The organism is Salmonella sp. SA15303, assembly GCF_029962125.1.
Classification (GTDB): domain Bacteria; phylum Pseudomonadota; class Gammaproteobacteria; order Enterobacterales; family Enterobacteriaceae; genus Salmonella; species Salmonella enterica.
In genome coordinates, this window is sequence record NZ_CP123924.1 from 2,692,005 (window position 1) to 2,710,607 (window position 18,603).

21 protein-coding genes and 2 tRNA genes are annotated in these 18,603 nt (G+C 47.7%); 6 read left to right on the forward strand and 17 right to left on the reverse strand.

All coding sequences use genetic code 11. The features are described from left to right. Positions 1-159 precede the first annotated feature (159 nt). Positions 160-705 (reverse strand): chorismate mutase, encoded by a 546-nt coding sequence (locus QEN31_RS13235; protein WP_000617985.1) that lies wholly within the window; start codon positions 703-705, stop codon positions 160-162. An 82-nt stretch (positions 706-787) separates the two neighbouring features. On the opposite strand from QEN31_RS13235, the gene QEN31_RS13240 reads away from it, so the two are divergent. After that, positions 788-937: a hypothetical protein gene (locus QEN31_RS13240; protein WP_000908464.1), complete on the forward strand. Its 150-nt coding sequence runs from the start codon at positions 788-790 to the stop codon at positions 935-937. Between the two features lie 78 nt (positions 938-1,015). Then, positions 1,016-1,264, forward strand: a complete 249-nt coding sequence (locus QEN31_RS13245) for a biofilm/acid-resistance regulator YmgB/AriR (RefSeq protein WP_000208086.1) — start codon at positions 1,016-1,018, stop codon at positions 1,262-1,264. Between the two features lie 254 nt (positions 1,265-1,518). Here QEN31_RS13245 and QEN31_RS13250 read toward each other — a convergent pair whose 3' ends face one another. The 6 genes from QEN31_RS13250 to QEN31_RS13275 form a co-directional block, all read right to left on the reverse strand. Next, a complete protein-coding gene (locus QEN31_RS13250; RefSeq protein ID WP_000190263.1) occupies positions 1,519-2,367 on the reverse strand; it encodes a MerR family transcriptional regulator in 849 nt (282 codons plus the stop codon). 68 nt (positions 2,368-2,435) lie between these two features. Continuing rightward, positions 2,436-3,029: a helix-turn-helix domain-containing protein gene (locus tag QEN31_RS13255; protein ID WP_001738208.1), complete on the reverse strand. Its 594-nt coding sequence runs from the start codon at positions 3,027-3,029 to the stop codon at positions 2,436-2,438. Between the two features lie 144 nt (positions 3,030-3,173). Continuing rightward, entirely contained in the window at positions 3,174-3,962 is a 789-nt protein-coding gene (aadA, locus tag QEN31_RS13260) for a cryptic aminoglycoside nucleotidyltransferase ANT(3'')/ANT(9) (RefSeq protein WP_000175803.1), read from the reverse strand. Positions 3,963-4,070: 108 nt separating this feature from the next. Beyond that, on the reverse strand, positions 4,071-4,718 hold the full coding sequence (zinT, locus tag QEN31_RS13265) for a metal-binding protein ZinT (RefSeq protein WP_001574476.1): 648 nt from the start codon (positions 4,716-4,718) through the stop codon (positions 4,071-4,073). A gap of 111 nt (positions 4,719-4,829) precedes the next feature. Next, positions 4,830-4,906 (reverse strand) — tRNA-Arg (locus QEN31_RS13270). A gap of 8 nt (positions 4,907-4,914) precedes the next feature. Further along, positions 4,915-5,241, reverse strand: coding sequence for a four-helix bundle copper-binding protein (locus QEN31_RS13275; RefSeq protein WP_001183699.1), 327 nt, complete (start codon positions 5,239-5,241; stop codon positions 4,915-4,917). Between the two features lie 193 nt (positions 5,242-5,434). Between QEN31_RS13275 and QEN31_RS13280 the strand changes: the two genes are divergently transcribed. Next, the gene (locus tag QEN31_RS13280; RefSeq protein WP_000456065.1) at positions 5,435-6,568 is read left to right on the forward strand and encodes a mechanosensitive ion channel family protein; all 1,134 of its coding nucleotides are present in this window, start codon (positions 5,435-5,437) and stop codon (positions 6,566-6,568) included. An 81-nt stretch (positions 6,569-6,649) separates the two neighbouring features. Here QEN31_RS13280 and QEN31_RS13285 read toward each other — a convergent pair whose 3' ends face one another. The 5 genes from QEN31_RS13285 to QEN31_RS13305 are packed head-to-tail and all read right to left on the reverse strand — an operon-like array spanning position 6,650 to position 11,435. After that, entirely contained in the window at positions 6,650-7,240 is a 591-nt protein-coding gene (locus QEN31_RS13285; protein ID WP_000947460.1) for an ATP-binding cassette domain-containing protein, read from the reverse strand. Next, complete coding sequence (locus QEN31_RS13290) at positions 7,234-8,031, reverse strand: ATP-binding cassette domain-containing protein (RefSeq protein WP_000950207.1); 798 nt, start codon at positions 8,029-8,031, stop codon at positions 7,234-7,236. The genes QEN31_RS13285 and QEN31_RS13290 overlap by 7 nt, the downstream gene beginning before the upstream one ends. Beyond that, positions 8,025-8,837 carry an ABC transporter permease gene (locus QEN31_RS13295; protein ID WP_000966645.1) on the reverse strand — a complete coding sequence of 271 codons (813 nt, stop codon included), beginning with the start codon at positions 8,835-8,837 and terminating at the stop codon, positions 8,025-8,027. The genes QEN31_RS13290 and QEN31_RS13295 overlap by 7 nt, the downstream gene beginning before the upstream one ends. Next, on the reverse strand, positions 8,827-9,801 hold the full coding sequence (locus tag QEN31_RS13300) for an ABC transporter permease (protein WP_001520270.1): 975 nt from the start codon (positions 9,799-9,801) through the stop codon (positions 8,827-8,829). Before QEN31_RS13300 ends, QEN31_RS13295 begins: the two co-directional genes overlap by 11 nt. Then, a complete protein-coding gene (locus QEN31_RS13305) occupies positions 9,801-11,435 on the reverse strand; it encodes an ABC transporter substrate-binding protein (RefSeq protein WP_000946082.1) in 1,635 nt (544 codons plus the stop codon). The genes QEN31_RS13300 and QEN31_RS13305 overlap by 1 nt, the downstream gene beginning before the upstream one ends. Before the next feature lie 681 nt (positions 11,436-12,116). On the opposite strand from QEN31_RS13305, the gene QEN31_RS13310 reads away from it, so the two are divergent. After that, positions 12,117-12,431, forward strand: a complete 315-nt coding sequence (locus tag QEN31_RS13310; protein WP_000182479.1) for a TRL-like family protein — start codon at positions 12,117-12,119, stop codon at positions 12,429-12,431. A 148-nt stretch (positions 12,432-12,579) separates the two neighbouring features. Next, on the forward strand, positions 12,580-13,110 hold the full coding sequence (locus QEN31_RS13315; RefSeq protein WP_000929982.1) for a cytochrome b: 531 nt from the start codon (positions 12,580-12,582) through the stop codon (positions 13,108-13,110). A gap of 82 nt (positions 13,111-13,192) precedes the next feature. Here the strand turns inward: QEN31_RS13315 and QEN31_RS13320 are convergent, their stop codons facing one another. The 3 genes from QEN31_RS13320 to QEN31_RS13330 form a co-directional block, all read right to left on the reverse strand. Next, on the reverse strand, positions 13,193-14,236 hold the full coding sequence (locus QEN31_RS13320; RefSeq protein WP_000761746.1) for a sialidase family protein: 1,044 nt from the start codon (positions 14,234-14,236) through the stop codon (positions 13,193-13,195). A gap of 338 nt (positions 14,237-14,574) precedes the next feature. Further along, complete coding sequence (locus QEN31_RS13325; protein ID WP_001218118.1) at positions 14,575-15,042, reverse strand: Hsp20 family protein; 468 nt, start codon at positions 15,040-15,042, stop codon at positions 14,575-14,577. A gap of 151 nt (positions 15,043-15,193) precedes the next feature. Further along, a complete protein-coding gene (locus QEN31_RS13330; protein ID WP_000480529.1) occupies positions 15,194-15,466 on the reverse strand; it encodes a hypothetical protein in 273 nt (90 codons plus the stop codon). A 702-nt stretch (positions 15,467-16,168) separates the two neighbouring features. Between QEN31_RS13330 and QEN31_RS13335 the strand changes: the two genes are divergently transcribed. Further along, positions 16,169-16,513: a c-type lysozyme inhibitor gene (locus QEN31_RS13335; protein ID WP_000977725.1), complete on the forward strand. Its 345-nt coding sequence runs from the start codon at positions 16,169-16,171 to the stop codon at positions 16,511-16,513. Positions 16,514-17,267: 754 nt separating this feature from the next. Here the strand turns inward: QEN31_RS13335 and QEN31_RS13340 are convergent. After that, a tRNA-Arg gene (locus QEN31_RS13340) sits at positions 17,268-17,344 on the reverse strand. Between the two features lie 405 nt (positions 17,345-17,749). After that, positions 17,750-18,307, reverse strand: coding sequence for a virulence membrane protein PagC (pagC, locus tag QEN31_RS13345; protein ID WP_000789471.1), 558 nt, complete (start codon positions 18,305-18,307; stop codon positions 17,750-17,752). Positions 18,308-18,603 lie beyond the last annotated feature (296 nt).

Here is an 18,603-nt window from a genome sequence, read left to right on the forward strand (position 1 = left end):
AAACAGTATGCTAACGAATGCACCGGAAGATGGGAAGCGAAACCACGTCTCTCCAGCCGCTATTCCGCCACGCTTATATCCAAATCACCTAAAAGCGTTCTTTTATCGCTACCTCCGCAGGCAATCACCAGGTATTGGCCCACCTCTCCTCATGTGGAGTTAACGCGCGCGTCGCACCAAAGATAAGGCTGCCAACACATTACTGATATCGCTCTCATTCAGATTCGGCGCATTAAACTGCGCTCTCAGCCACACCATATCGTCGTGGCTGAAAGCGCCGACCATCAAGCGCTGGCTGATAATGATCAACATTTGATTATCAAGTTGTCGAATACGTTGCCGGGTGACCGACAAGGTTTGTATCGGAAAGGAGGGTTCTGAGCCGGTTCGCCACTGCGCTAAATAGCGGTACTGTATCGCTTTACTGGCATCCATTAGCGAACGAATAAAAGGGGTTATCGAATGCGGGTCCAGACCGTTATTTTTCGCTTCTTCTTCAGCCTCGGCAAAAACATTTTGTTCACGTGTGAAATCCTCTATCGGCAGATGGTGCTTCATTTTATAAGCAGCCACATCTTTCATTAATAACATGCGTTCATTGAGCGCGGTTAAGAGCGCGCCAAGCGATACCGACGTTACCGAATCGGCAAAAGTGGTGCTGCACATCAATAAAGAACAAAGAAAAATGGCGATATGACGAATCATTAATCAACCTCCTTTTACGGAGGCCTGACAGTAATTTACCTTTATTAAGATAACATTAAGTAATTATTACAGATGGGTATTAATGCTTATTCGTTTAAACTGGAGTGAGAAAAAAGAACAGGCCGTTGATTCTGCGGAATCTTCATTTAAAGTGTATAAAATATACAACAAATCACACAAATGTGATGCGCATCACGTTTTTATGATTTTTTATTACAGTTTTATGATATAGGTCTAACTTTAATAGGTCACTAATTTCTCTCCCCCGCTCAGGGAGATCGGCTTCAATTTACATCGAATATGGTGAAATATGACTACCATTACACTAGTCAACGAACAAAATAGTACTGGCAATCCTTTTTCTGCACATATGTTATGTGAACAGCGAGCTATTCAGGAAATTACTTACGAACTATTGCAATCGCAGCAGCATGTCTCAAATAAGGATATCATCGCCAAACTTATTGAAAAACTGGAAACAGAAAAAGACGTAGTGCAGCTTGATATTTACCGTAATGCCTTAGAAGCCGTTTTGTTTCAGACACCTGACGACATCTAATATATACCCAAAATAATTCGAGTTGCTTAAAGGCGGCAAGGGAGTGAGTCCCCAGAAGCATAGATAACTATATGACTGGGGTGAACGACAAATCTGCCGGGAGCAGATTTGAACGTCGCGTGCGACGGCCCGTCAGGGCGAGGCCCATGGATGGGCCGAGTAATCCGTAGCCAACACATAAGCAACTTGAAGTATGAAGAGTATAAACAAGGGAGGGGTTTACTCCTCCCCTGTTCGTTAATAATGCAGATGCCTCAACGTGCGGTGCCTGATTTTTCGTAGCCGTTTGCATGGATTTGCGGTGCAACATGCTGCATGCTTTCTGGCATCTCATGCTGCCGATATACGGCTGGCAGTAATGTTAAGCCTGAGCCATTTTTCACATGAAGACTAAATTTACCCGATTCTTTTAAAGCCTGAATAAGATTTTCCTGCGCGGGAGTTAATGTCTCATCATGCCACAGAACAATATGCTCGAAAGACGTTGATAAAAGATCGGGCATCGGCGCCTGCCAGGGGATGACTTCAACTCGCATACCTTCACTACAATATTTAATCGTTTCCAGCCATAGCTCAATGGGGTCGTTCAGCGAAAACGCAGCAATAAGCATTGTGCCTGCTGGCGCCTTTCGTACGCTACTTAGCTGGAACGTGGCGTATTCAATAATCGCAGTATCCAGTAATGCCTTTTCAAATCGGCGTGCATCATCATCGCCTGCGGACAACCACAGCCGTAAAGGACGCAGTATTGACTCAATGACGATACACGGCGGAATTTCCCGACCATAACGCCAGAGTAATTTTCGCAATTTGGCGGGTTCGAATTTTCTACACTGCGCTAAAATCTCTTCCTGGTAGAATAACCATCCCGAGCGGCAATGCGTTTCTTCACCATAGAGGGCAGGTTTAATCTCTTTTAATGAAAAGCCTTTGCTTAACGCGTCGATAATATGCTGTATTCTGATAGCATCTTCTATGCAATAAAAACGATTGCCAGCTTCATCTTTGGTAGGTTGAAGCAGGCCATAGCGTTCCCAGGACCTGATATTTGCTGTTGTGACACCACACTGCGCCGCCATTGCGCTAATACTAAAAGTAGCCATGCCTGTCTGGCCTCATGATGATGTAAGAAAGCATAGTGAACCTAAACGCCATCAGAAGCAAATCATTATTAAGCAATGACCTTACTATTTACACGGGAAATTACATTATCAACATTATTTATTGTAAGCCAGTGCGTAAAGGCTTTAGAAACGGACAGTATTTGATAATCCAGAACTGTTCTACAACCTAATTTAGTCAGAACATGGTAGCGTACTGAGTAAATAGTTTTTAAATGTACATTCAGCTCACAGCTTATTTGTCGGATATCCATTCCTTTAACAAGCATCGCCAAAACATTTCTTTCATTCGCCGTTAATCTGACTTTCTCTGACCTGGGAAAAAATTGACCAGCAGCGGCCAAAATCAGTAATTCGCGCCACTCAGCAATAGAGGCATCGACCTTTATTCGATATATGACATGATGTTCATCAATAAAGTTATATTCATTATGGGTAACAATTCCAATGAGTACCGTTTTAAATGTGGAAGTAATATACTGCTGTACGGTGTAGTAATCGTCGATATCAAAAATAATATAATTTACGTTGCCAGCTATTATTGCGACGTCCTTAAATAAGGACTCCAGACCATAATTAAGAAACAGGTTTTCGCTCAATAGTCTTGTATCTGTCTTTAAAACAGATGATGCGGAACCAGTCATATCCACCTCAACAAAACGAGAGCCATGTGGGAATATCCATTCGATGGCCCGCATAAGATCATCTGCTTACTTCAGCGATGAGAACCTATTAAGTAGTAGTTGAGGAACGCCGTTTGCGCAACCTGACAGACGTCCTGGGGCATCTTATGTGAACTGCGTGGGGATGTGCGCTTTGGCAAAATCCACAAAGCGTACGACCGCAGGCAGCAAAATATGCCAGTCCTGTTGCTCCAGACCTAAATATTCACGCTGCGCCGCACGCAACGTGGCAGCATAATCTTCTGGCAACTGAGGTAACAGCCAGTCAGCCGCCGCATCCTTAGAGGTAAATCTCCCGGTAGAAAGGGTATACCAGATACGCGCCAGGGTTAAAACGATATGATACTCATCTCCCTGCACATCTGCCGTGGATTGCCAAAGGTCGAGGGGATAACGCAAGGCCTTCAGCAACTGCGCCGCAGGGGCTGGCGTGAACAGCCGTTCCGCGCGTTCTCCCTTTAGCGGTATACTGGTTTCCAGAATTTGGGTTATCAGTAACACCATGTCCCAGTCCTGCTGCGCTGGTTCATAAATCCCCTGACAAATGTCCTCTCTTAGCCACTCGCCAAATTGCATTTCCCTGGAAGGTGGAAAACACCAGGGAACCAGCTGCGAATAAAGCACGACAGTGACCTCCAGAGCGCGTTTTTCTGCCGACGCCCCCGGCGGCGATGAAAGCGCCAGCAATTCCTGCATCAGCGTTGCGCGTTGGGCCTCCGTCAGCGGCTGGCATATTGTCACCAGCAGATCAATGTCGCTGTTTGGCTTCAGACCGCCCGCGACAGCGGAACCATATAAATGAATAGCACGCAACGTATCGCCTGTGACACGAGTAATCAGGCGACATGCCGCTTCCGTTTGGCATTGAATCGAGGGCGGTATGGACAGCGTCATCATCGCTCCGGGGGCGCAGGTATTTTTTATATTGATTGCCAGAAATATGGCATAACGGCAGAAAAAAAGCTCGCTATTCATAGCGAGCTTTTAACATTGCAATCAGACTTAATGATGTAGCATTTCGTCAACGACCTCATTCGCCTTTAACTGATAAGGATAATAGGTAGGCCAGTTTTCCATCTCTTGCAACAATGCCTGCTGCGAGGTATTTCCCATAAAGATATGGAAGTGCGCCGATTTGCGCGGGGCAATGATATGATCGCTAAACTGAACATATTTAGGCGCTTTGCTATTCGCATCTTTACATTCGAACAGGTAGCGCACCCCTTTTTTACCCGATGCGTAAGTCAGAATTTTATAGCCGGCATAATTGTATTTACAGGATGCAACGTTATTGTCGCGATGGAATTCTATAACGCCATTTTCAATGCCGATCGTCTCAACATTCGTCACGTATCCTTTGCGATAATACGCTTTAATATCCTCAAACGTTTTCTCCGGGTCTTTCTTCGCCTTTTGCCTGAAGACAGGGTCCAGCTCGCCGCTGACCAGATAAGGATAGACGGATTGCCACATACCATCCCAGTCGGTGAGCGCGCGATCGCGTACATTAGCGTCATCAAACACGCCCGCTGCCGCTTTTTGCTCAACCTCCGTCATCGGCGCGCCATGAGCATGATGACCATGCGCGAAGGCAGGACTATTTACCAACAGCATTCCCAGAAGCATTGTCAGTTTTTTTAAATGAATCACCAAAACGTTACCCTCATCTTTCTTAGAAAGATGATTGTTATATTATAACATTGCATTTATTTCAACAGAAACTCAGCGGCCACCGCGCAGGTGGCCTTTTTTGATATCAACTGGTCCGCCATCGAGGAATTGAACCCCGAACCTTAGAGGTAGAAGCTCTATGCTCTATCCGGTTGAGCTAATGGCGGAAGAAAAATTACGCGGCCATTTTAAGGCAGGCGTCTGCGCATTGGCTGCATGCCCGCGCGCAATTCTGGCAATGGTCGTGATCGTGCCTTGCACACTCTTCGGCACAGGCTTTGCAGATATCCGCGCACAGGCGGCATAATTTTTGTGAGTACTCGCTTTCCAACGCCATAAATTGCGCCGCCAGGCGACAAATGGCCGCACATTGCATATCTAACTGGATGCAGTGCTTCATCATTTCGACGTTATCTTCACGCAGACAAGAAGAGGCGCAGATATCACACGCCGCCGCGCATTCATAACACTGCTCAATACACTCACGATGTTCTTGTTGCATAAATGACTCCTTATTTTATTAAGAGGAGTAGATAAGTCTGCACAGAAACGCCGGGATAGCCAAACGGCTACCCCTCTTTTTCATACTTTTTGAACAAAAGTGCTGAATAAAACAGCAATAGTAAAGCCGGAAATCGGCCTCCGTGATGTGACGTCTATACTGTAATGTTCATCTGCTTTTCATCGGAGGTAAAATGGAGTATTTAGCACGACTAAATATCGTTGCGATGCTGATGTCAACGACGTTCTGGATCAATCTGGCGGTCGTTTTTTTCGTCACCCTCATTACTTACTGGCTCATCAACTGGCTACTTAATGTGGTCTATAAAGCGCTACAACGCCCGGATAAAAAGGATGATGCTCATGGGCGGCTGCGTCCTATTGTTTTCGAGATGCTGAAAAAGACCAGTAAGATGCTAATCTTTTTTGCCGCATTTCTCTTTAGCCTGCGCTTTGTCGCCCTGCCTGACCGGTTATTCTCTACCCTCTCTCACGCCTGGTTTTTAGTGGTTGCGATTCAAATGGCGATTTGGCTTGATCAGGGCGTACAGTCATGGATGCGTCATTTACTGTATGCCCCAGGCTCCAATAAAAACCCGGTGACGTTAGTCATTCTTGGTATGATTTTGCGCGTGCTCGTCTGGTCTATGATGCTGCTCTCCATCCTGGCGAACGTCGGCGTAGATATTACCGCACTGGTAGCAAGCCTCGGCGTGGGCGGTATTGCTATTGCCCTGGCGGTACAAACCGTTCTGAGCGATGTCTTCGCTTCGCTATCGATTGGTTTCGATAAGCCCTTCGAGATCGGCGATTTCGTCGTCTTTAATGATGTAGCCGGTACGATTGAACATATCGGTTTGAAAACCACTCGCATCCGTAGCCTCAGCGGCGAACAGATCGTTTGTGCGAACGCGCAGTTGTTGCAGCAAACCATACACAACTATAAGCGGATGCAAACGCGTCGTATCGTGTTTACTTTTGGCGTCGCCACTGCGACACCGCCGGAAAAGTTACGCCTCATCGGCGATATGGTGAAAAAGATTATTACCGATGTCGGCGAAACACAATTCGACCGCGCCCATCTACTGGCCTTTGGTCAGGATCGGCTGACCTATGAGGTGGTGCATATCGTCAATACCGCGGATTACAATAAATACATGGATATTCAGCAAGAGATAAATATCCGTATTATTGAAAAACTCATTGAGAATGATATCGAACTGGCGCTGCCTAGTCTGGTTGTCAGAGCCCCTGTACAGGTTGAAGAGACCAGGGACTACAGTAATACCGCTGATGCAAAAAACGCAGATAAACGCGTCATGCAGTAAAATCTCTGCCGACAATACCGGGAACCCATGGGTTCCCGGTGCGTTAACGGCGACACGGCAATGCGGAGAAACGACTTGCGGCTATTCCACCTGTAAATGGCGGGTACAGACTTGATCAAGTAGCGCAGACTGATGACTAATCACCAACATCCCTAATGAACGGCTGCGGCACACCTCAAGCACGTATACCCATATCGCTTTTTGAATAGACGGATCGAGTTGCGCCGTCATTTCGTCGGCAATCAGAAAACGCGTTCGTGGGTCAAGCGCGCGCAGTATCGCAATACGCGCCAACTCCCCGCCTGAGAGCTGCATTGGCCGACGCGTCAGCCACTCGGGCTGCACATGCAAACGCCTCATCGTTTCCGGGTCAGGCTGCCAGGCATCACGTACAGCGTCTCCGGCGCTTCGCCAGGGATTAAACGTCAGTTCAGGATGCTGGGGGACAAGCTGTACCGGACAATACTGATGCAGGGGTAACGGGCTGCCGTCCAGCAGAACGTCGCCCGCCGTCGGCTTTTGCCATCCGGCCAGGACGCGCCCCAACGTTGTTTTCCCCGTTCCGCTTGGCGCATGAATTCCTACCCGTTCACCGGCAGAAATCGTAAACGTCAGGTTCTGCCATAAGACTTTCCCGCCCTGACGAATAACGAGGTCGCGGCAGCTCAGCATTCTATTCCCTCTCCGGTCGGCATAAATAACGGGTTTAGTTCAGGCAATGCTTGCCATTGCCGTTTTAACGGTTCACTCATCTCTTCCGGCTGTAACTGCTCGCAGCGGATATTGTCCGTGATATAACCCTGATGCAGCGCCACAATGCGATCGGCATACCGCGCCGCCAGCAGCAGGTCATGAGTCACCCACAGCACGCCGCATCCCCGCTCGCAGAGGCCTCGCAAGTGCTCGAGCAACTGGTTTGCCAGTGCGGTATCAAGCCAGGCGGTGATCTCATCCGCGAGGATATAACGTGCCTGGCTAAGCGAGGCGTGGCACGCCAGAATTCGTTTAGCCATCCCACCGGAGAGCTGGCGGGGAAAGCGTTCCAGGACTGTCGGTTCAAGATCGCTTTGCTGTAATAGCTGTACCATTTGCGTCTCATCCCAGGCGCGTCCGGTCAGATGACATGCTCTGTTCAAATGTTTTCTGATATTCAGCATGGGATTAAGCGCCTGTACCCCCTGCGGCACGTAGCTAAACGTATTGCCCCTAAGCTGCCTGATGGTATGTCTGTCCAGCCGGTTGCCATCAAGCGTAATCTCCCCCCGAAAGCGTAAATTTTCCGGCAGCAGATCGAGCAGGCATTGCAGCAGCAGACTTTTGCCCTCCCCGCTGCCGCCAACCAATGCCACCATTTCGCCGGGCGCGATATCAAAAGAGACATTCTGTAATAACGGCGACCAGCGTCTCGCGCCATACCAGCGATAACGCGCGCTTTCCAGCGTAACCTGTTGTAAACTCAGCATACGTCACTCCTTAGCCACAGCCGCTGAATGGCGCGCGCAAACTGATCGAAGAGCATCACCAGCGTGAATAACATTAGGCCGGGAAATAGCACCAGCCACCAGTTTCCATGGCTAATAAACCGTAACGCATCCGCCAGCAACAGCCCCAGCGAAGGCTCATGCGGCGCCAGCCCAAACCCCAGAAAACTTAACGCCGCGCTGTGCAATACCGCATGAGGAAACATCAATAACGTTCCCGTCAACCATTGCGGCAATAGCGCCGGAAAATAGTGATATCGCCAGCAATAAAGGTGTCCATGCCCCAGACGATAGGTCAATGTCAGGTAGTCACTCTGCGCTACCCGCTCCGCGTCGGCGCGCAGAATCAGCGCCAGACGGGGCCAGTGCGTTAACGCCACGGCCGCAATGACGCCGCTTTTACCGCCGCCGAGCGTAAAACAGATAAGGATCAGCAAAAGTAAATGCGGCATGGCGAGCATAGCATCGGTTATCAGCCGCACCAGGAGGTCCAGCCGGGGATGAATGCGCGCCACTGCCGCCATCACTAACGCGATAACGCCGCTGCACAGCGCGGCGCCAACGCCAATTTGTAAACTGGTGAAGGCCCCCTGAAAGCAACGAAGCCATACATCACGCCCCAGATTATCGGTGCCAAACCAGTGCTGGATATCAGGCGACAGATGCCGGGCAAGCAGATTAACCTCTGGCGGCTGGCTCAACGTGGCATAACCGTATCCGGCAATAAACAGCAGACAGGTAACGGAGAGGAGCAGACGAAACAACGTCGGGGCAGGATTATAGAGCATCGGGACGCTCCAGCGATCGATTAAGCACCACCACAAGCCAGGCTGAAATCGTATTTCCGGCAAACACTAATAGTGTACAGAATAAAACGATCCCCATGAGTAGCGGGACATCGCCACGCAGGCCGGCATCGATAGTGGCCTGTCCCAGCCCCGGATACGCAAAGACTTTTTCTGCCAGTAACGCTCCCCCCATCAGTTCGCCCAGAGAAGCAAACTGTAAACAGAGTGCTGGGGTAATCGCATGACGTAACACCTGGTGACGTAACAGCGACCATCCTTTATCCCCCTGAGCGCGCGCAAAACGAATAAATTCGCTCTTCATTACACTGGCTATTTTTTCTCGCGTATGCAGCGCAATTTGCCCCATGCCCAACAGACTTAACGCACATACCGGCAACACAAGATGGCGTAAACGTTCCGATAAAAGAGCTGTTCCTGCATTATTTCCGGGGTCCCAGGCGCAACAAACAGGTAATACCGGCCAGCGGACGGCAAACAGCGCCAGCAACAACATGGCTATCCAGAAAGTGGGCAACGATGACAATAAGTAGCTGATACGGCAAATCATCTTATCCGGCCAACGGTGGAGAAAACGTCCGGCCAGAAAACCCAATGTCACGCCCAGCACACCAGACAATAGCCAGGCGCCTGCCAGCAGCGCGAATGACGTCGCAAAACGTTCCCGGATCACACTGGCGACAGGCATGTTGAACAGCATGGAATACCCCATGTCGCCCTGGAGCAGACGCCAAAACCAGTGACCGAAACGCTCCCACAGCGGCTGGTCAAGCCCCCAGCGCGCCGCAATCCGCGCATATTGTTCTGGCGGAACATGGAGCAGATCGTTGCCAATATAAGCACGGATAGGATCAACGGGCGAAAAGCTAAGCAAAATGAAGGTGCCGGCAGCCACCAGCACCAACAGAATAATCAGCCGCAAAAAATGACTGAAGAACAATTTCATCACCGACAGGTCCAGGTCCAGTCATCAAGATTGTTTAACACCGACCAGCTACCGTGGATTTCTGGCGCGCCTTTTCCCAGATCAATACAGGGGTTGGCCAGATAGGTATGCTGAATATTAAGCAGCCATGCCCATGCCGCATCGCCCTGGACGCCCGCGCCCTGCTTTCCATCCCACTCAACCTGCTGCCAGAAAGGAATCGCCTTTTGCCAGTCAGGCGCATCTATAGCCTGTTTCAGATGTGCTTCTACCGCAGGGTTGCTGTAATAGCCCGGGTTATAATATTCCACACCAGCGGCTTTCCCGCTGTAGTGATGGAAGAGTTCCATCGGGTCCAGACTTCCCCAGCCAAACAGCGTAGGGTTAGCGTGCATATGGCGCTCTACAGTTTCCCAGCTTCCCGATTGCAACGAGACGACAATGCCTAAAGGCTGCAACATGGCGCGCACCGCCTCGGCCAGATCCCGTCGGGTGCTGTCGCCACTGGCATACCATAAGGTCAGACGCGCTTCTTTACCTGCTTTTTCACGCACGCCCGCACTGTTTATTTTCCAGCCAGCCTCTTCCAGGATGGCGCGCGCTTTTGCAATATCGCCATCGCTGAATATCACTGAAGGATTTTGCCACGGTAATCCCTGCACCGCGCTATAGGCGGGTATCGCATGGCCTTCCATCACCTGTTCCGCCAGTTGCTTACGATTAATGGCATAGTTAATTGCGCGTCTGATAGCGACATCAGCGGTCACATCGTTGCCGACAGGATAATCGTTAGCATCCTTTTTACCGGCTGGCACCATCGGGAAGACAATGCCCCGGTTTTCAACGCTATCGCGTACCCAGAGTTTAAGATTATCCTGCTGCGGGGCCACCGCCATAGAAGGGGCAATGCGCACCAGTCCCAACTGTCCGCTGCGCGCGGCGGCATAAGCATTATCTTCATCCAGAAAGACAAAAACCAGCCGGTTAAAGTCATTCTTTTTACCCGCATACCAGGGATTAGCTTCAACGATCAGTTGCTGACCCGGCTGAAAGCTGACCAGTCGGTACGGACCGGCGCCTATCGGTTCGCGGGCGAACGTTTTTTCATCATAACGGCTGGCCGGAACAATCCCTAACGACCCGAGTACATTCACAAAGGTGCTCTGCGGATGGCTCAGCGTCATCTCAATTCGGCGTGCGTCCAGCGCTCGCGCATGGCTAAAATTGCCCATGTCAATTTTACCGCCGCTCTTCGCCGCTTTATTGTATGTAAAAACGACATCTTCGGCAGTTAATGGCGAGCCATCGGAGAATTTCAGCCCGGGCTTTAAGGTTAGCGTCCAGATTTTACCGTCGGGGCTGGTATCCACTTTTTCCGTCAGTAAATTACCCCAACTCATGTCGGCGTTTTGCTTAAGCAACGGCGCATGAAGCAATAAGTAGCTGCCGTGGCTCCAGCCCAGCATAGGATCAAAGCCTTCCGTTGGCTCAGGGCCAATGGCCAGCTTCAGGGTACGACCGTCTGCCGTGTCCGACGCGGCGAAAAGCGACGAAGTGAATACCAGAGTCAGCGCGCACGTCACGAGCGCCAGTTTGCCTTTAATCATCAATTTGTCCCAGATTATGCGTTGTTTTTGTTTCTCCCGGCGCAGCATAAACGTCGGGAGACCTCCTGAGGACGGCATTATGGCGAGCATTTGTAATGAAAAAATTGACGCAGAACAGAAAGTATGACGATCTTTTAAAAACATCATACGCACAAACGTCGGGAGCGCCAACGTGAGCTAAAGGCCGTTTTTGACGGGGATAAAACGCAAGGGAAATGACGCCAGGAATACCGGGTTAATTAACGCCATCTTATTCTCTTATTTCCCTTCTATTCTGTATTGCGTCTTCCCACCCGACGCTGTTCATTTTCTCAACATTATTAGTCAGTACTGAAACGTAAGAAGGTATCGTAATTAGCGCCTCCTGGCTTTAAACCTAAACCAATATTAAACGAACCGGGCGTTAATGAAACTTACCAGCAGAACGCCAGTCATATGGCAACCCGATGAAATGACATGCTATGGAGTCCAACCGAAAAATGTTAACGCCGCCAGGGCTCGTGATGATTTTTTTAGCCGTACTGTTCTCATTGCTGACAGGATGCACAAGTTATAAAAACACGGCATGGGGAATATATCCGGCTTCAACGGATATTTGTCCGTCAGGTACGACATCAACAGGAGGGTGCAAAGAGTAATATCGCATATTTAATATACACCACTTTTTAAATGACTGTCCGGACATTTTCGGACGGTAAGTTTTCTATTAATTTATAATGGACTAATCCCATGACAAATAAAAAACACATTTTTTCAATTATCTTTATTGGTTCTCTTTTAACGGGGTGTGCTACAGGACCATCACCGACAGGGATTGGCTTATATACGGATGTTAAAGGGCCAATTACTGCCACGAGTCTCCCGGCAACCAAAACCGGTAAAGCGTGTGCGCAAACGGTATTGGGTATTGTAAATACCGGCGACGCATCTATTGATTCAGCGAAAAAAGCGGGCGATATTTCTTTAGTGTCGAGTGTTGATTATGAAACTACAGGCTCATATCCGTTTTATGGTAAAACCTGTGTTGTCGTAAGAGGACAATAACAACAGTAAGCCGGCGATGCCGCCGGCTTTTTATCCCATTTTACGTGCCGCTATCTCTGTCTGTTCCTTGCGACTCAGCCCCCGCTTTAAGGTTCTGTTAAGATTTTACGCATACTCTACAAGCAGTTGTTAATAAAGGATAATAATAATGGCACATTTCTCAAGACTGCAAATAACGCTTCACTGGTTAACACTGCTCCTGACAGGCATCGCATATGCTGCTATTGAGTTACGGGGGTGGGCGCCAAAAGGCTCCAGCGTTTACCTGTTTATGAAAGACACGCACTATGATATGGGCGTTCTGGTCTGGGCGCTGATGTTTTTACGGTTATATCTTAAACACAAATACCCGGATCCGGTCATTACGCCTCCCCCTCCTCACTGGCAGCACGTAGCCGCTAAATTAATGCATATCGCGCTTTATCTCACTTTTCTCGCCTTACCGCTGCTGGGCGTCGCGATGATGGCGTCAGGCGGGAAAAGCTGGAGCTTTTTTGGTTTTACTGTACCGGTATTTTTGACGCCAGATAGCACCCTAAAATCGGATATAAAGCGTATTCATGAAATGCTGGCCAATATCGGCTATTTCCTGATTGCCATGCATGCAGCAGCGGCGTTGTTTCACCATTACATACAAAAAGACGATACATTTTCAAGGATGTTACCCGGTAAATCATGACTATTTCGGCCATCCCGGCGTGAGAGAGCACGCCGGGCAAGGCATTATTATTCCAGCGCTATCGGTTTCGACTGATAGCGCCTTATACCGTTTGTAATCGACAATATACGATATTTTTCCGGTTCCACGTGTAGGTGATATGTACGATGCCGCCCTCGCTAATAATAGCGGGATAAGAATACTCACCGTGGTCACTTTCCAGGTCCAGTAGCGGTAGCCATGATTCGCCATTATCCTGGGAAGCAATCAGTGAAAGCGGATAGCGCTTTCCCCAGTTGCCGTTGACCGGATTTAACGCAAGAATCAGCGTACCGTCCTGCATACTAACCAGATCGATACCACTATTATTATTCGGTAAAGATGTCGCGCGGGCAACAGACCAGGTAGCGCCATAGTCGATTGAATCACTGCGAAAAATTGCCCCGCGTGTGCTTCGTAACAACATATGGATATGCCCCGGAGAAGACTCCCACAGCGTAGGCTGAATAACGCCATCCCAGCGCAGGAGGTTTTCCAGACAACATTCCCACAACCTCCCCTTTTTTATACCATCCCACAACGCTACGTTTGTCCCGGAAATAGCGTTATCAGGCTCCAGCGGTACAAAAGAGATACTCCAGTGTTTTCCTTCGTCAGAGGATCGATCCACAAATGCCCTCCACCGTTCAGGACTTTCAATCGACCCTGGCGCAATCCAGGCGCCATTTGATGCCAGCAGGAGTTTATTTTTTACGGGACCGCGCGGCAAAATATCATCGTTAACCAACGGAGCTGGCGTACTCCAGGTAAATCCTCGATCGCTGGAGGTGATAAACCAGGTTTTCCACACGTGTACGTCGCTGCCTACTTTATAAAATAACCACAATTTATCCGACGGGTAAAATAACACCGGATTCCAGTGCGCTTCCCCCTCGCGTGCCGCCACTCGCTGCGGTGTTGTCCAGATATTATGTTCATAGCGAGATAGCCAGATGGCTGTATCTTCGCTTCCTTCGCGCAACCCCGCGAACCATGCGGCCACGAGCGTACCGCACGGTAAGCGAACAAGCGTAGAGGCATGGCACTGGAAGGACTCGGTTCCGCTTTCCGGTAAAATGACCTGCCGATTGACGAGCGCTAATTTCATACCTGCCTCGATTAAATAAGGTAAAAAGCATCAGCTTTTTTACGTATGAAAGTAGTGTTAGCAGAAATAGCATCAACGCGGTGAAAACGATGAACCGCTATACGAATTTATGTTCAGATATCGCGCCCATAACAGGCAGAATGTCGAGAGTGGACAAAAATTGGACTGACCTCGCGGATAATTCCAACTTACCGCCGTCCAATGGCGACGAGGTCAGTGGCACGGGATAATATAGAGGTCAGGGCTATAATATTTAGCGATCTGTGCCTACAAGCATGACGGGATACTTTTCGCTACAGACAATGAAGGCCCGTCTAAACGGGCCTCCATTAACGCGATTATGATTTGTGTTCAATCGCCTTTGGTTTGCTTTCTATGGCAATTTTTTTCGGTTTCTCGCTTTCAGGGATCTCCTGGTAAATCTCGACCAACAAGAGGCCCTGTTCCAGTTTCGCATTATTCACCTTAGCATGTTCAGGCAAAGAAAAACTCAACTGGAAATCCGCCTTACGAATACCACGATAAATCCAGTGCGTCTGATCCTCTACCGTCTCTTCAGTGTGTTTACCCGTAATATTCAGGTTGCCGCCAACCGTTTCAATTTCAAGCTCTTCCTCTTTCCAGCCAGGAACGCTCACGGTAAGCAGATAGTTATTCGCATCGCGCTTTTGCAGATCGTAAGCTGGCGTCGCAGCGACTGGCGTATCTCCTGTTAATTGACTGAAAAGTCTATCAATACGGTTGAAACGGTCAGAGAAAAGAGAATCAGCAAACACGGGAAGTGCTGACAAGGTTCTGAGTGCCATCATTAACCTCCTGAATCACTATTCAAAAGTTCAACATCAAGGCAAGCATTGCTTGTCCACTGACTACATAGGGACGGGAAAAACATTTTCAAGTCTATAAAAGCCTTTTTTTAGTCACGAATTTAAGTGGTTAACGAAAGTCTCATCCCGTTCATTGCCATTTCCGCTGTCCCTTCATCTTTACAATTTTTCTCCACCAGCCAAATTGATAATGATTATCAATTGCATTAATGTATACAGGTTGGTTATGGCAGTGACCAACGCCCTTCTCCATTATCAAACCCAGCGCCGCCTTCGGGCGGCCTTTTGGGAGGAAATATGGTCGCCAAAAATAAAATTCACGGTCGTCGTATTCGTCAGTCTCTGCAACAGTTACATTATCGTTGTCTTTTTCAGCAACTGGCGGTAAGACCACCAGGAACAAAATATGTTTCAGTCACCGCTGAAACAAAAAACTGGCTTATTCATCTTGTGACTTCAGAGGGCCGTTAGCACGCGGTAGTGACTGTCCATGTTGTCGCTAAAATTTTAATGAAATGACTTTTATACACCTACAATTTGCGCCCGGCGGCTCCGGGCGCCATACCTGAAGATATGACACCCGTTGCCAACTGACTGGAATTTTAGCTATCGTCTCCGACGTAGAAAAATTCGATATCTTTATTAAACCATTTATCAATGTTGTGCCACATCAGACAACCGGTCAGAAAACTTGCGATCAATATCCCTCCTATAAGCCACTTTTTCACATATACTCCTGAATAACCCCTGTTGATGCCATTATCTGATCGATAATAAAAAGACCATCATTTGAAGAAATAGTTTCACTGACAGATACCGTATGAAACGAGACAGTGAACAGTACCGTTTTCTTCGGTTTTTATGCCATAGTATTGAGCAGTGGTGACAATCATTTTCTATCGCACCATAATGATTTGCAGCCTATAGTTTATGATTTTAAGATTTGTCTACTCATCACATATGTCAGTGATGGATAAATTATAATACGCTTTTCTGGCGCACTTTTCGTCAGTAAACAGGAATACTACAGCATTCATCGTATTGATGCCGCTTTATCTCCCGTTCTTCAGGGAATTAACGACAATTTTATGCACAAAGGATACTAATGATGAAACGTAAATTGATCCCATTTACCCTCTTTCTCGCTGCGCTTAGCGCCAGTACCACCTCTATAGCAGCTTCGCAGGAGATTTCTAAATCTATATACACCTGTAATGATAACCAGGTTATGGAGGTGATTTACGTCAACACCGAGGCTGGAAACGCCTATGCGATTATCAGTCAGGTAAACGAGATGATCCCGATGCGGTTAATGAAAATGGCCTCCGGAGCAAATTACGAAGCCATAGACAAAAATTATACTTATAAACTTTATACCAAAGGCAAAACGGCTGAACTGGTGGAAGGTGATGATAAACCTGTTCTCAGTAACTGTTCCTTAGCTAACTAACCTTAAGAAATGCCTGAAGACTCATCAGGCATTTCCACTTCAACCTTCCTGTAACGTAACGTTAAAGAATATGTGAATCACTACCGTAGTATAATGGCTAATTAGTAACCACTTTTAAGCATGGTTAATCCTATTTTTAAAGAAAAGTTCGAACTGTCTGAATTGTCGTTGTTGAGCGTTTAAATGTTTTGCTTTATTAAGTGACCCAGGTAGAATTCGCAGCGGCTGGTAACCATTCATATTCGCACTATTGAACGATCACCGGCCAACCGCGCCAGGGTCTTGCATACGCTCTGGCGCGGTTAAATCCCCAGGCCATAAACGAAATCACTGGTTTCTGCTATTGATCGTATCTTTCAAGTTAACCTGCATTATGCTTGCCCACCTGATGTAAAAAGACACCGCTCTGAACCATAGGGTGTGAATTTCATTTTATAAAAAATTGCGGTGCCGGGTGCCTCCCGGTGAACCATACCACAGTCAATATGGTTCGCGAGGAACATTAACTATTTGACTGGACGCCCCGCCGCAAAGGGGGATTCACCGCATAAGAAAAATCTACAACTCACAAGTAATAAAAGACAATAACATTTTTGTGCATTTTTTATAAATGACTATCTTGTCACGTAATAAATGAAATTATTCTGTAACAGGGTTGCGAGACAATACTTATTCAAAACTGAAGTGGTCAGTGGGAGTCGAACCCACATCATCAGCCTGACACTGAGGTAATAACATTATACGATAACCACATTGGACCGCCACCGAGGCCTCGAACCTCGCACCATCAACTTAGGAGGTTGATGCTCTATCCAGCTGAGCTAGTGGCGGCTGGGGACTTCTGCCAGGCGCAAAAAAGGTGCTCTCCTGGATAAAATACATACCTTGCTACTTTTCAGTAGTCGTTCAGCGGCAGGTACAATATGCGAAGGCGGTCACAAAATCTTGATGACATTGTGATTAATTCCAGGAAAATTTTTCAGAGTGAATCTTGTGAGATCTGGCGTTATTTACACCAGATTTTCCTTCCTGCTTATCACCTACCTGAGCAACCTTGATTGCTTACCACAATCCTTTATCTGTGCTTATGCTAGTGAGATGTTATGTACAGCGTCACTATGACGAAGAGAGTATGACGAAGAGAGAAAAGACAGGCAGGTACGTGTCACTGGTAAAGAAGCCCTGTTTTATTGACTGGCGGTGCGGAAGGCGAACCTTCCGCATAGCTTATGCTTTTCAGAAACGGTATCCAACCCCGACGTTGAAGCCGTTTATTTTTGTAGAGGAGATGTTGCTTCCTTCATACCCAACATCGACGACGATATTCTCCAGCGGATTCATCTGTACACCCGCGCCCCAGGCAAATCCCGTTTTCCTTGAGGAAATTTTGTTAGAAAAAGAATCGCCATCCTGAGTGGAATGTTCTTTAAATGTCGCCTTTACCGTGCCGACACCCGCCAGCGCGTATAACGAAAAATTGTCAGACAATCGATAGGCTGGCCCAACCATTAAAGAACCGTACTTCACCTCAAACTTGTCATGGTAATGAATACCTTCAGGCTCAACAGACCCGGAAGCCTGTCTGTCTCCATATAAGTAACTTAGCGAGGAAATAAAACTTACCGGAGAGTCATCCTCATAACGGTATTTCACATTTACCCCTCGGATATTTTTGAAATCCTGAACTTTACTTTGTGCATACCCCACGGAAAAGGCGTTAGTATCGGCCTGTGCAACATTTACAACCAAAACGCTTGTAGTAATAACTAAAGTGGATAAAATAATATTTTTCATAACAACTCCTTAATACTACTTATTATTTACGGTGTGTTTAAACACCTGCAGTACCGATCCGGCATTCAGTTATCGCCACTATGCCGAATCGACAAAACCACGAATAATTCACCGCTATCGCTCCTGATGTGTTTACTTCCTGAAAGATATTTTTACTACCGAAGCACTCTATCGCTCATTTAGGTAACCGGTTCTACAATGTCATCTAACTTTTATAGATTTGAATGCTAATTTTTCTCACGCATATATATTTAACAGAAACCATAAAGTGTTTAGCCACTATAGAACAACAAATC